The organism is Agrobacterium tumefaciens (assembly GCA_025559845.1).
GTDB lineage: Bacteria > Pseudomonadota > Alphaproteobacteria > Rhizobiales > Rhizobiaceae > Agrobacterium.
This window is the reverse complement of the sequence record CP048469.1, coordinates 2,705,001-2,718,059: the sequence shown is the minus strand read 5'-3', so window position 1 is coordinate 2,718,059 and position 13,059 is coordinate 2,705,001. Positions and strand designations below refer to the sequence as shown.

At 56.4% G+C, this 13,059-nt stretch carries 11 protein-coding genes (1 of these 11 cut by a window edge); 3 read left to right on the top strand and 8 right to left on the bottom strand.

Translation table 11 applies throughout. The features are described 5' to 3' along the window. Positions 1 to 2: 2 nt before the first annotated feature. Positions 3 to 404 carry a DUF350 domain-containing protein gene (locus FY156_13665; GenBank protein ID UXS02433.1) on the bottom strand — a complete coding sequence of 134 codons (402 nt, stop codon included), beginning with the start codon at positions 402 to 404 and terminating at the stop codon, positions 3 to 5. A 369-nt stretch (positions 405 to 773) separates the two neighbouring features. Next, positions 774 to 2,057, bottom strand: coding sequence for an FAD-binding oxidoreductase (locus FY156_13660; protein UXS02432.1), 1,284 nt, complete (start codon positions 2,055 to 2,057; stop codon positions 774 to 776). 130 nt (positions 2,058 to 2,187) lie between these two features. Here FY156_13660 and FY156_13655 point away from each other — a divergent pair, with 130 nt between their 5' ends. Together FY156_13655 and FY156_13650 are read left to right on the top strand one after the other, a co-directional pair. After that, positions 2,188 to 3,114: a LysR family transcriptional regulator gene (locus tag FY156_13655; protein UXS02431.1), complete on the top strand. Its 927-nt coding sequence runs from the start codon at positions 2,188 to 2,190 to the stop codon at positions 3,112 to 3,114. A 149-nt stretch (positions 3,115 to 3,263) separates the two neighbouring features. After that, the gene (locus FY156_13650; protein ID UXS02430.1) at positions 3,264 to 3,500 is read left to right on the top strand and encodes an Lrp/AsnC family transcriptional regulator; all 237 of its coding nucleotides are present in this window, start codon (positions 3,264 to 3,266) and stop codon (positions 3,498 to 3,500) included. A 101-nt stretch (positions 3,501 to 3,601) separates the two neighbouring features. Here FY156_13650 and FY156_13645 read toward each other — a convergent pair whose 3' ends face one another. The 3 genes from FY156_13645 to genX all read right to left on the bottom strand — a co-directional run bounded on the left by FY156_13645 (position 3,602) and on the right by genX (position 6,301). Beyond that, positions 3,602 to 3,793, bottom strand: a complete 192-nt coding sequence (locus FY156_13645; protein UXS02429.1) for a hypothetical protein — start codon at positions 3,791 to 3,793, stop codon at positions 3,602 to 3,604. A 382-nt stretch (positions 3,794 to 4,175) separates the two neighbouring features. Then, positions 4,176 to 5,240, bottom strand: a complete 1,065-nt coding sequence (locus FY156_13640; protein UXS02428.1) for a lysine-2,3-aminomutase-like protein — start codon at positions 5,238 to 5,240, stop codon at positions 4,176 to 4,178. Next, complete coding sequence (gene genX / locus FY156_13635) at positions 5,237 to 6,301, bottom strand: EF-P lysine aminoacylase GenX (GenBank protein ID UXS02427.1); 1,065 nt, start codon at positions 6,299 to 6,301, stop codon at positions 5,237 to 5,239. The genes FY156_13640 and genX overlap by 4 nt, the downstream gene beginning before the upstream one ends. Positions 6,302 to 6,553: 252 nt before the next feature. Between genX and efp the strand changes: the two genes are divergently transcribed. Beyond that, positions 6,554 to 7,123, top strand: coding sequence for an elongation factor P (gene efp, locus FY156_13630; protein ID UXS02426.1), 570 nt, complete (start codon positions 6,554 to 6,556; stop codon positions 7,121 to 7,123). Positions 7,124 to 7,309: 186 nt separating this feature from the next. On the opposite strand, the gene FY156_13625 is transcribed toward efp, so the two are convergent. The 3 genes from FY156_13625 to FY156_13615 form a co-directional block, all read right to left on the bottom strand. Then, a complete protein-coding gene (locus tag FY156_13625; GenBank protein ID UXS02425.1) occupies positions 7,310 to 8,749 on the bottom strand; it encodes an efflux transporter outer membrane subunit in 1,440 nt (479 codons plus the stop codon). A gap of 150 nt (positions 8,750 to 8,899) precedes the next feature. Then, positions 8,900 to 11,989 carry an efflux RND transporter permease subunit gene (locus tag FY156_13620; protein ID UXS02424.1) on the bottom strand — a complete coding sequence of 1,030 codons (3,090 nt, stop codon included), beginning with the start codon at positions 11,987 to 11,989 and terminating at the stop codon, positions 8,900 to 8,902. A gap of 54 nt (positions 11,990 to 12,043) precedes the next feature. Beyond that, on the bottom strand, positions 12,044 to 13,059 hold the 3' portion of the coding sequence (locus FY156_13615; GenBank protein ID UXS02423.1) for an efflux RND transporter periplasmic adaptor subunit. 181 nt of this gene lie beyond the right edge of the window; 1,016 of the gene's 1,197 nt are visible here — the last part of the coding sequence; its start codon lies beyond the right edge, outside the window — the gene reads right to left on this strand; it ends in the stop codon at positions 12,044 to 12,046.

The following is a 13,059-nucleotide window of genomic DNA, read 5'->3' as shown; positions in this document are numbered from 1 at the left end:
CCTCAATACGTCATGCAGGCGGCATTGAGGATGCCGATCGCGAGCGCCACACCGCCACCCCACAATCCGGCTGCGATATCGCCGCTTGTGATCTTGTCATGGAGGTTCTTCATCGTGAAATTGGCAATGTAGAAAGCGAGCACTTGGGCGGCGATGCCAATTACGGCCCAGATGACGTAGTCGACGATGCTGACAGAATGGGCTGCCGCAGATGCAAGCGGCAGGCTGAAACCGATCAGTGCGCCGAGAAAAGCTATAACGGCTGCAAGGTTTCCCTCGTGGATAAGCTCCGCCTCCCGATGAGGGGTCAGTCGGGTGTATATGGCAGCGAAAGCAGCGTATGCGGCAAGTCCGATGAAGAAATATCCCAAAAATGCGGGCAGGCCCGCAACGTAATCAATCACTTAAAAGTCCCCCAATACATAAAATACCGTCAATACCATGCAGATGGCAGGCACCAGGGCCACACGATCAACAAATCGATGTCGTGTCGGCTGCATCTCTGGCCGTGATTTTGCCTCTGATCGATCAGATGCATAGTCTCAATATCTTCAATTTAAATGACCACTCCGGATGTTCCATTTGGTCTGTGGTCCCGCCGTTTCCTCCACCAGAACGCGCCAAGTTCGACTTGTGGCTCCGTATCCGCCAAGGCAAGGTCAGGTTGAGAAGATTCTCCTCCTCAACTCAACCCTGAAATCAATACGCAGAGCTGCTATCTTTGGCAATGGAGACGCGCAATGGTCAGGCGGCTTTATTGTGCGTGCCGATTTTTAGAAGCGCTCGCCGGCAAAATGGGCAAGTTGCGCGCCTGCTTCATAGTAGCTTTCCTTCAGCGCACGAAATGGCTGGGCTTGAGGATCGGTCACGGGCAAGGGCAGGTCATCCTCGGAAAGGTCACCCAGGACATGGTGGGCAATCGTACGGCCGAAAATCGTGCCTGGTGCGATGCCTCTGCCGTTATAGCCGGAGAAGCCGACGACCTTGTCTGCAAACTTGTGGAAGCGCGGCAGTGCGTTGTCCGTCATACCGATCTGGCCATACCATTCGCATTCGAACTCGATGTCGGCAAGCTGCGGAAAGAGCCGTTTCAGCGATCGTCTTGCCCAGCTCCTGTGGATGGCGGTACCCGTTCGACGCAAGGCGCCAACGCTGCCGAACACCAATCTGCCGGCCTTGTCCATCCGGAAAGACGACAGGATTTCCTTGGTATCCCAGCACCCTTCGCGGTTTGGCAGGACGCTTTTTTGTAGATTGTCGCTCAATGGCCGGGTGGCAAGGTTGAAGTAGGGCAGGTAGACCTGTTCTTCTCGCACGATTTTCCAAGGTCCCGTGCTGTAAGCCTCGGTTGCGACGATGATCCAGTCGGATGAGACCGCGCCCTGCGGTGTCTTGACGACCCATCGGTTTCCGTCGCGTTCCGTGGCGATGACAGGGCTTTCGGTGAAGATGCGTGCCCCGGCCTTCGCGGCAGCCTTTGCAAGACCGCGGACATAGGCAAGCGGTTGCAGTGTGCCTGCGCGTGTATCGAGAAGCGCACCAGAGTAGGCCGGGCTGCCGATACGCTTTGCTGTCTCGTCGGCGTCGAGAACCCGGACCGGTGCGCCGCGGGCTGCCCACTGTTCACATCGGGCCTTGATTTCCGCCAGCCCCTTTTCGCCGACCGCGCAATGCAGGGTGCCGTTCTTTTCCATCTCGCAGGCGATGTCGTGTTTTTCGATCAGGTTTCGGACAGTGAGCGGCGCATCGCCCAACAGGTTGAGAAGGCGCTCACCATAGACCGGGCCCAGAACCCCCGGTAGTTCCTGAGGCATGACCCACATGCCGCCATTGATCAGGCCGACATTGCGGCCAGCGCCTCCGAAGCCGATCTGTTTTGCTTCGAGAAGAACGACGTTCACACCTCTTTCCGCCAGATGAAGTGCTGCTGACTGGCCGGTGAAACCGCCTCCAACGATGACGACGTCGGCATGGACCGTGTCCATCAATGAAGAGGTCGCAGGGGGCTGGGGCGCGGTCTTTTCCCAAAGGCCATGAGAGCGGGGGTTGTTGTACATCGTTCCACCATTTTTTGGGCCTATCCATGCTGATTATATATGAGTGATAAGCCCTTGTTCCGAAGACTTTACAGCCGAGCGTGCATGGTGAATATCGACATATCGTCAAGAGTTCATTCCGTGAGGGAATATGGTTCTTCCGCCGCGCAGATTTTTGCCGTCATTGTCTCTTCTCGCGGCGTTCGAGGCTGCCTCGCGTATCGGCAGCGTATCGGCGGCGGCCCGGGAATTAGGGCTGACACAAGGAGCGGTCAGTCGACAAATTCTCGCGCTTGAGGAGCAGCTTGGCGTGGCGCTTTTTTTACGCGAACGCCAGACGATCCGGCTTACCCGCGCGGGGGAGGGCTATGCACGCGAAATTCGCGAGGCTTTGCGCCGCATTTCCACCGCCTCGCTCAATCTGCGCGCCAATCCCGACGGTGGCACGCTCAATCTTGCCGTTCTGCCGAGTTTCGGGACACGCTGGCTGGTACCGCGCCTCCCCGATTTCATCGCGGCCTGTCCGGGAATATCGGTTAATCTCCTGACGCGCTCGTCTGTGTTCGACTTCAGGACCGAAACTGTCGATGCGGCCATTCATTTCGGTTTGCCGCATTGGCCGGGGGCGGAACTCGTTTTCCTGATGCATGAAAGCGTGGTGCCGGTCTGTAGCCCTGACTTCAAGGAACGACATGGTCTTTCTGGCCCGGCTCATTTGCTGAATGTGCCGCTGTTGCACATGACGACCCGTCCCGATGCCTGGGAAAAGTGGTTCCGAAGCCATGATGTGGGTTTCGACAATCTGCATGGCATGCTGTTTGACCAGTTTACGACGATTGCCGAGGCGGCGTCTTTCGGTGTTGGAGTGGCACTCATTCCCTCCTTCATGATCGAAGATGAGATGCAAACCGGCAAACTGGTCAAAGCAGTTTCAGGAACGCTTGAAAGTGAAGAGGCCTACTATCTGGCCTGCATGTCGGACAGGGCAGGTTATTTGCCGCTTGAAAGTTTTAGGAACTGGATCGTCGGGCAGGCAAAAAAGGGCGATATTCAATTGCGTGGCGCGTCGCGAGGCTGACGCAGTTCTACGTAACGTGGTCAAAATGGTCGCACACTTTTTTACGGCGGGCTCGGAACGGTCTTGCAAGACGAATGCGGGTGCGCCAATAGTGCGGCATGCCCACAGGGCAAAGCCATTTATTACGAATCCAACCACGGGAGACGTCCGTGAAGCCAATCTTTGTTCAGCTTCAATGTGAACCCGGCAAGACCTACGATGTCGCCGACGCCATCTACAAGACCGAACTCGTTTCCGAACTGTATTCGACGAGCGGCGAATATGATCTGCTGCTGAAAATCTATCTGGGGTCGGAAGAAGATATCGGCAAGTTCATCAACCAGAACATCGTCAACATTCCCGGCATCGTGCGGTCTTTGACCACTTTGACGTTCACGGCGTTCTGAAGCCGAGACGCGTTACAACAAAAAAGCGCGCCGTCGATATCAGTATCGGGCGCGCTTTTGTTTTTCTGATCGGTTTTCAAACTGTCGGAAAATGCATTCCATCAAGCGACAGCGGCGAAGTTCCGCTCGCGCACGAGATTGCGGATTGCAATGCGTACGTCGTCGGCGCTGTCAAATTTCTGTTCGTCCAGATCATGGACGTGAAACTTGACTGCGATGAACTTCAACCGGTCATTGTCCGGAATAACGATGCCGACGGGTTCGCCAGCGAATTCAATAACTTGCTTCTGCATAATACACTCCCGCTGTGGCTATATCTCACAGCATGTTGTCGAACTGAATTTTCAGATGATTGAGACGATTAAGTCACATTCGACAGCAGCGGGAACATGTGGATTTAAATCCACCATCCCGGGATTCAAGACCAAGGATTGCGACGATGCGCGGATATTTCGACATGACACACTCCCTGTGTTGGTGTTGACCCGGAATATCAGGAGACTCGTTCTCCAGTTCAAACGACAGATAGTCCGGATCGGCGTTAAAATCAATACCGATTGTTATAGGTAGAATATTTTTCTGTATGATGACAGGAGATGGGCGGAAATGTGAAATTTTTGTTTCTGAAAACGTCAGGTTTCAAAAGCCCGGAAATGCGGGCTTTTGATTGGCTTTTTAATTGCCGTTCCCGTCCGTGGGTGGGTAGATATGATCGTTTCCGTTGAAATCAGAGACTGAGTAACAACCCTCTGGTGTTTTTTTCGCCGCATTCTCGCCGATAACGGCTTTGCCATATCCGCCGGGAATATCGAGAACATAGGTCGGCTGGCACAGACCAGAGATTCGCCCGCGCAGCGCCGAAACGATTCGCTGCCCGTCTTCTATGCTCAGCCGGAAATGGCTGGTGCCGGGCGCAAGATCTGGATGATGCAGGTAATAAGGTTTGATACGGGTTTCGACGAAGGCACGCATAAGGTCCGCAAGAACCGCTGGGTCATCATTGATGCCCCGCAGCAATACCGTCTGGCTGATCATGACAATTCCAGCATCCACCAAACGGGCGCAGGCTTCCCTTGCTACATCTGTGAGCTCACGCGCATGGTTTGCATGAAGTGCAACATAGGTCGTCTTGCCGCTCGCCTTCAGCGCATCGATTAGTGCGCTGTCAATACGGGCCGGATCAACAACCGGCACCCGCGTATGGAAACGAACGATTTTGACATGCGGAATGTCGCGCAGTCGCTGCATCAGACCGAAAAGTCTGCGTGGCGATAGCACGAGTGGATCGCCACCCGTCAGAATTACTTCCCATATTTCCGGGCGAGATCTGATGTAGTCGAATGCTGCATCCAGTTCGTCCGGGCTCATCGTACCACTTCCTTGCGGGCCGACCGTTTCACGGCGGAAGCAGAAACGACAATAGACGGGGCAGACATGCACGGCCTTCAGCAACACCCTGTCCGGATATCGGTGGACGATGCCGTGGACGGGACTATGCGGCTTGTCGCCGATCGGGTCGTCACGTTCTTCTGGAAGCTGTAGAAGCTCGGCTTCGGTCGGAACAAACTGCAATGCAATCGGGTCGGCCGGATCAGCCGGATCGACCAACGCGGCAATCGAGGGCGTGATTGCCACGGCATAACGTTGTGCCACTGCTCGCAGGCCATCAAGCGCACTGGCGTCTATCAGACCTGCATCAAACAGCGCTTCGGGTGTCTTGATGGTTTCGGCTGCTGTCATTGCCCATATTCCGCAACGGGTGCCCACATAACGAGATCGATGCGCGGCGCGCCGGTTGCCAGCATGACAAGCCGGTCGAAACCAAGCGCTATTCCACTTGCTGCCGGCATGATGTCCAACGCAGCAAGAAAATCCTCGTCGAGCGGATAGATCTCCCCATAGACGCGCTGCTTTTCCAGCATTTCAGCTTCAAAGCGTCGCCGTTGTTCTGTTGCGTCGGTCAATTCGCCAAAGGCATTAGCGAGTTCCACGCCGCAAGCATAAAGCTCGAAGCGTTCTGCAACACGTGCATCTGCCGGCGATTTTCGAGCGAGGGCGGCTTCGCTGGTCGGATATTCATCAAGGATGGTGGCTCGTCCGAAGCCGAGCTCAGGCTCCACCCGTTCGACGATGACACGGCTGAACATGTCCGCCCAGGTGTCGTCGTCGGCAACACGGATGCCTGCGTTGATGAGGTTCGCGGCGAGGTGCCTGGCGTCAGTTTCACCATTCCGGCTGATCGTTGCGAGAAGATCGATACCCGCATATCGCTCAAACGCTTCCGCGACGCTCAAGCGTTCAGGCGCCAGAAACGGATCGACGCTGCGGCCACGATAGGTAAAGGTTCTGGTTTTCGCCGTTTCGGCCGCAAGTGCCAGAAGTTCGGCACTGTCATTCATCAGCGTTTCATATGTCTCGCCGGAACGGTACCATTCAAGCATCGTAAATTCAGGATGATGCAGGGGGCCGCGCTCACGGTTTCTGTAAACATGGGCGAAACAGGAGATGCGTTTTTCACCCGCTGCAAGCAATTTCTTGCAGGCGAATTCGGGCGAGGTGTGAAGGTAGAGTGCGGCCCTGTCGCCACTTGTGGTGATGCCCTGTGTCGTGAAAGCGTGTAGATGGGCCTCGTTTCCGGGCGAGATCTGCAGGGTCGCAGTATCGACTTCGAGAAAATCCTTGCGGGCGAAATAACCGCGGAAGGCAGACTGGATCGCATTTCGTCCGATCAGAAAGGCGCGACGGTCTGCATGAACATCAGGCCTCCACCAGGACGATACTTTCTGTTTGCTTGAATCCATTTTCCTGTCTTCTTTTCCGTCGTTGCGGCGGCGGCATTGCAGAGATTTTTCTCCGCTACATGTGCGATCATACCATTTAAAGCAGTTCTGGACCGAAAAGCGCTAGGCACTCTTCCCGGAATTGCTGTAGAAGGCTGGCAATTCGCACGGATTTAAGGTAGTTGCGCCCCAGAAAAAAGACAAAACGTCTACCGGGTCGGTGCAGCCGCGCAGTCCTTTACGACGCATTTCATCGAGTTACAAGGAACTCATATGGTCAAGGTTATCGCCTCATCCGTCCGCAAGGGCAATGTTCTCGACGTCGACGGCAAGCTGTACGTCGTCCTCACTGCCCAGAACTTTCACCCTGGCAAGGGTACCCCGGTTACGCAGGTCGACATGCGCCGCATCGTCGATGGCGTGAAGGTTTCCGAGCGCTGGCGGACCACCGAACAGGTCGAGCGCGCGTTTGTTGAAGACCTGAATTTCCAGTTCCTTTATGAAGACGGCGAAGGCTTCCACTTCATGAACCCTGAGAGCTACGATCAGGTCGTTGTCGATGTTGATACGATGGGTGACCAGAAGGCTTACCTCCAGGAAGGCATGACCTGCGTTCTTTCCATCCACGAAGGCGTTCCGCTTTCTGTAGAACTGCCGCGTCACGTCACGCTGGAAATCTCTGAGACCGAACCGGTCGTCAAGGGCCAGACTGCGTCTTCGTCCTACAAGCCGGCAATTCTCTCCAACGGTATTCGCACCATGGTTCCGCCGCACATCGATGCCGGTATTCGTGTTGTGATCGCGACGGAAGACAACTCCTACGTTGAGCGCGCCAAGAACTGATCACTGGATGTGTGCTCGCGGGCGCATTCGGAGCGTTTCAGCTATTTGAGGTGATGCGCCGATCCAGATCCGAAAATGCAAAAAGCACCGGGAAACCGGTGCTTTTTTATTGCCTGATTTGACGGATGTGTTGGCATAAAAAAACCCGCGCAAAGCGCGGGCTTTTTTGTTGTTGCGAAAGGCTTGTTACATGCCCTTTGCGACAGTCTGTGTTTCCGTGACCTTCTTCGGTGCGGTCTGGCCATAGGCATAACCGCCACCGAGAGCGACGCTCAGAGAAACATAGTCCTGGGCGGTCTGCTGTACGGCCTGAGCAAGGCTTGCCTGAGCGGTGGAAACCTGACGCTGCGCATCGAGAACGTCGAGCAGCGAGGACGCACCGTCACGATAGCTCGCGGTCGAGAGCTGCAGGGCTTCCTGATAGGAGGCAACCGTCTTGCGCAACGCATCGGCAGTCCGCTGATCGCGATTGATGGCGGCCAGCGCGTTTTCAACTTCTTCCACAGCGTTCAGAACCGTCGCCTTCCAGACGAGATACTGTTCGCGAGCCTGCGAGTTCGTCAGATCGATGTTGGCGCGGATGGTGCCGCCATCCAGAATCGGCAGGACGATGCTCGGACCAAACGACCAGCTATTTGCCGATCCTCGGCTGCCGCCGCTGATGAAGTTGTAGCTTGGCGTGATGGAGCCGCCGAGTTCGATGCTCGGATAAAGTCGCGACTCGGCAACGCCGATGCTCGCAACGGCTGCGGCCAGTTCGCGTTCGGCCGCACGGATGTCCGGACGATTGCGAATGAGATCTGCCGGAATGCCGGTGCGCGGGACGTTGCGGGCAACTGGCTGGCGAGAACCCTTCTGAAGCTCCGTCAGAAGCGACGAAGCCGGCATGCCGAGCAGGGTGGCGATGCGGTGAGCCGAGCGACGGAAATTCGTCTCAAGACCCGGAATTTCCGACAATGTCGAATTCACCAGGCCCTCGGACTGCACAACGTCGAGGCGCGATGCAGCACCTGCTTCGAGCTGCAGCTTGGTCAGGTCGAGCGTTTCGCGGCGAGAACCGAGGTTCTGTTTGGCGATCGCGATACGCTCCTGGTAGTAGCGAGCGTCGATATAGGCGGCGGCAACTGCCGAAATCAGCGTCAGACGCTGGGTGTCGACGTTGGAATACGCCGCGTCGAGCGAGGCATTGGCGCTTTCCTTGGCACGACGGTACTGACCGAACAGGTCAAGCAGCCAGGAAACGCTCAGGCCACCGGACGAGGCGTTCGTGACGGGAACGTCGCGATAGCTGCCCTTGGTCTGGCTTGTGGTGTGCTGGCCACTTGCCGTAAGGCTTGGAAGCGAACCGGCGCCGGCTGCGACAACGTTGGCCTCGGCCTGGTTGATGCGCTCGAGGGCCTGCAGGACCGTTAGGTTCTGCGCAAGACCGGTCGAGACATAGCCGTTCAGGCGGCTATCGTTGAAGGCCGTCCACCAGGCAACACTGCTGATGTCACCGTTACTGGTTTTTCCACCTTCTGCATATTTTCCGGGAAGCTGAATTTCCGGGGTCTTGTGATCTGGTCCGACAACGCAGCCAGACAGCAAAAGCATTGTCAGGGGAATGGTAGCACGAATAGACAGCATATATTTTTCCCAATTCTCCGGTTGGCTTACCGAATGCAGCGTCATGACGAAGCGAACAAAGCCGCTCATGTGCCGTAGAAACGAGCATCTGCCAAATCAGCAACATTTCTAGCAGCGTATTTACAATTGGCACAGCCCATTTTTGTTTTGTTAACGCCTAGAAAGGCGGCGAATGACCACGAAAAACGACGGAACGAAGAAAATTCCGAGGAGTGTTGCAGAAAGCATACCACCCAGCACCCCGATACCGATCGCATTTTGGGCCGACGATCCTGCTCCGGTTGCGATTGCAAGGGGAACAACACCGAGGATAAAGGCCAGCGAGGTCATGATGATTGGGCGCAGACGAAGCTTCGCAGCTTCCAGCGTCGCATCCACCAGACTAAGCCCGTGTTCTTGCCTCTCCTTCGCAAACTCGACGATCAGAATGGCGTTCTTGGCAGCGAGACCGATGGTCGTCAAAAGACCAACCTTGAAATAAACGTCGTTCGATTGATCGAAGAGCAGCGCAGCACCCAATGCACCCAGCACGCCGACCGGTACGGCCATGATGACTGAGAACGGGATCGACCAGCTTTCGTAAAGGGCGGCAAGGCAGAGGAAGACGATCAGGACCGAAAGCGCATAGAGCATCGGTGCCTGTGAGCCGGACAAACGTTCCTGATAGGAAATGCCCTGCCACGCGACGGTGTAACCACCCGGCATGCTTGCTGTCAGACGCTCCATCTCGTTCATTGCGTCACCAGACGCAACGCCCGGTCCGGCGGTTCCTTCAAGCGAAATGGCGCCCGTGCCGTTGAACCGCGCAAGCGTCGGCGGTGCATTGATCCAGGTGACTTCGCTGAAGGACGAGAACGGTACCATTTCACCATTCGTGTTGCGGGCATACCAGTATTTCAGGTCGTCTGGTTGCATGCGATAGGGGGCATCACCCTGCACGTAGACCGGCTTCAACTCGCCGTTCAGCGTGAAGTCGTTGACATCGCGTCCGGCAAAGATCGTCGACAGCATGAGATTCACTGAGGCAAGATCGACGCTCATGGCCCCCATCTTTTCCTGATCGAGAATGATCTTCATCTGCGATTCGTTGTCACGGCTGTTGCTTCGCAGCGAACTGATGTTGGGGTTGCCGTTGGTGAGCTGGATCAGTTCCTTCGATGCTGCCGTCAGGGCGTCAGTGCCGTTACGGCCGCTGTCGACAAGGTACATCGAGAAGCCGCTGGACGTTCCCATGCCCTGAATTGCCGGCGGCAGAAGCGGGAATACCTGCGCATCGCGGAAACCGAAGAATGTTCCCATCGCGCGCTGGACAATCGCTGCTGCGTGCTGATCCGGCGCCGTGCGCTCGGAAAAGTCCTTGAGCTTGGTGAACACCATCGCGTTGTTCTGGCCGGAACCGGTGAAGCTGAAGCCAAGCACGCCGAATACGGATTCAACGTTGTTGCCTTCCTTTTCACGGAAATAGGCCTCGACCTGTTTGACCACTTCGTTGGTCCGCTCGATGTTCGAGCCGGTTGGCGTCTGTACGATGGTCAACAGAACGCCCTGGTCTTCCTGCGGCAGGAACGAGCTTGGCAGTTTCGTGAAGAACCATGCGCAACCGCCAATGATGGCGAGGAAAAGTACCATGACACGCAGCGGACGCTTCAGAAGATAACCAATGGTCGAAACGTAGCCATCAGTGGTTTTCCCGAAGCCGCGGTTAAACCACGCGCCAGGTCCACGCTGCTTTTTGTGATGGTCGATCGGCTTCAGCATGGTGGCGCAAAGCGCCGGCGTCAGCACGATAGCGACAACGGCCGAAAGCAACATTGCCGATACGATCGTCACGGAGAACTGGCGGTAGATAATGCCGGTGGACCCGCCGAAGAAGGCCATCGGAATGAACACGGCAGTCAAGACGAGGGCGATACCGACGATTGCGCCGGTAATTTCACCCATCGACTTTTCCGTTGCTTCGACAGGCGAAAGGCCTTCTTCCGACATGATACGTTCGACGTTTTCAACGACGACGATGGCGTCATCGACGAGAAGACCGATCGCCAGCACCATGGCAAACATGGTGAGCGTGTTGATCGAATAGCCGGTGAGCGCAAGAATGCCGAAGGTTCCAAGCAGAACGACGGGAACCGCGATCATCGGGATGAATGTTGCCCTGAGATTCTGCAGGAACACCAGAAGCACGACGAAGACGAGAATGATCGCCTCGATCAGGGTGTGAACCACCTTCTCGATCGACAATTTGACGAAGGGTGTCGTGTCGTAGGGATATTCGATCGAAACACCCTCCGGCAGAGAGCCTTCAACCCTCGTCAATGCATCCTTCACGCGGGCCGCCGTGTCGAGGGCGTTTGCGCCGGTTGCGAGATTGACCGCGAAACCTGCTGCCGGGCGGCTGTTGGAGCGGGAATCGCCGCCGTAGCTTTCCTGGCCGATTTCGATGCGTGCGACGTCGCTCAAACGAACGGTCGCCCCGTCCTTCTCGACTTTGAGGATGACGGATTCGAAATCCGCAACCGTCGTGAGCTGGCTCTGTGCCGTCACCGTCACGTTGAGCTGCTGGCCCTTTACGGCCGGCAGCGCTCCGAGCGAGCCGACCGAGACCTGCGTGTTCTGGCTTTCGATTGCGCTCGTTACATCTGCGGTGGTGAGTTGATATTTGTTGAGTTTGAATGGGTCCAGCCAGATGCGCATCGCATATTCGGAACCGAACACGTTGATGCTGCCGACGCCTTCAAGACGCTTGATCTGATCTTCAATGCGGGTGGAAAAGACGTCGCCGAGGTCAGCGGAGTTGCGCTTCCCGTCTGTTGAAATCAATGCGCCGACCATCAGAATGCTCGACGTCGAGCGACTGACCTGGATACCCTGCTGCTGCACGGTATCCGGCAGTTGCGACTGGACCAGCTGCAGTTTGTTCTGCACCTGAACCTGGGCAATATCCGGCAGAATGCTGTTGCCGAACGTCAGTGTGACTTCGGAGCTGCCGGTCGAGGATGACGAGGTCATATAGGTGAGATCATCAAGACCGGTCATGCCGTCTTCGATGATTGTCGTCACCGATTTCTCGACTGTCTCCGCACTTGCACCGTTATATGTAGCGCTGATGCGCACCGTCGTCGGCGCAATGTCCGGATACTGCGATATGGAAAGCGTCGCGATGGCCAAGGCACCGCCAAGCATGATGACGATGGCGATAACCCATGCGAAAACGGGGCGCCGGATAAAGAAATGGGCCATGGCAGTCCTTGCCTTATCTTTTTCGAGCTTCGAACAAAGGTTCTCTGCCTATGCTTATTTCGAGGGAGCGGCGGCCGGTTGGGCCGGCTGCACGACGATGCCCCGGTCATCGATGGTGACTTCAACGGGTGCGACGGTTGCGCCGTCGGCGATCCACTGGAAGCCGTCGACGATGAGCTTGTCGCCATCCTTGACGTTTTCGGTGACAAGCCAGGCGTTGCCGGATTGCTGGCTGGACGCGAAGGTGCGTGTTTCCACCTTGTTTTCGGCTGTCACGAATTTGGCGGTCAGGTTGCCGCTGGCATCTCGGTTCGCGGCGCGCTGCGGAATGAGATAGCCCTTTTCCTTGCCAATGTTCAGCGTCGCGCGGACATAGGTGCCGGGGAGAATGAGGTCATCCGGATTGTCGAACAAAGCGCGGATCGAGAAGCTACCCGTCGTTTCGCTGACGGCCATATCGGACATGTCGATCTTGCCGTCCTGCTTGTATTCGGTGCCGTCTTCGAGCGTCAGGTGAATACCGGTGGCTTTTGCGTCTCCGCCGAGCTGGCCGGAGGCGATGGCATTGCGCAGCCGCAGAAGATTGGTGCTCGATTCCATCAGTTCGATGTAGATCGGATCAATCCGACGCAGTGTTGTCAGAGCCGTGGTCTGATTGGCGGTGACAACGTTGCCAATGCTGAACGCCGTGGTGCTGGTGATGCCGTCAAAGGGCGCCCGGACCTTGGTAAGATTGAGATTGATCTCGGAGGTTTCCAGAGCTGCCTTGGCCTGAGCGACGTCGGCCTCAGCCTGCAGCAGAGTGACCTTGGCATTTTCATATTCGATCTGCGTCGCGCCGCTGTTGACCAGGCGCTCGTAGCGGCTCAGGTTTGCCTGGGCACTCGGAATGCTGGCTTCGGCCTTGGCAACGGTTGCCTTGGCCTGCGCGACTTCCGCCAGATAGGTGTCGTCGTCGATCTGATAGAGAATATCGCCCTGCTTGACCTCGCTACCTTCCTTGAAGGGAATTTCGCGGATGATGCCGGTGACACGAGGACGGATCTCTGCCGTCTGGAAGGCGCTGGCGC

What these genes read in the sequence shown, in the direction of transcription:
- FY156_13660 (UXS02432.1), bottom strand. Translation starts at nt 2,057, where the DNA reads ATGTACAACAACCCCCGCTCTCATGGCCTTTGGGAAAAGACCGCGCCC.
- FY156_13655 (UXS02431.1), top strand. Translation starts at nt 2,188, where the DNA reads ATGGTTCTTCCGCCGCGCAGATTTTTGCCGTCATTGTCTCTTCTCGCG.
- FY156_13645 (UXS02429.1), bottom strand. Translation starts at nt 3,793, where the DNA reads ATGCAGAAGCAAGTTATTGAATTCGCTGGCGAACCCGTCGGCATCGTT.
- FY156_13640 (UXS02428.1), bottom strand. Translation starts at nt 5,240, where the DNA reads ATGACAGCAGCCGAAACCATCAAGACACCCGAAGCGCTGTTTGATGCA.
- genX (UXS02427.1), bottom strand. Translation starts at nt 6,301, where the DNA reads ATGGATTCAAGCAAACAGAAAGTATCGTCCTGGTGGAGGCCTGATGTT.
- efp (UXS02426.1), top strand. Translation starts at nt 6,554, where the DNA reads ATGGTCAAGGTTATCGCCTCATCCGTCCGCAAGGGCAATGTTCTCGAC.
- FY156_13625 (UXS02425.1), bottom strand. Translation starts at nt 8,749, where the DNA reads ATGCTGTCTATTCGTGCTACCATTCCCCTGACAATGCTTTTGCTGTCT.
- FY156_13620 (UXS02424.1), bottom strand. Translation starts at nt 11,989, where the DNA reads ATGGCCCATTTCTTTATCCGGCGCCCCGTTTTCGCATGGGTTATCGCC.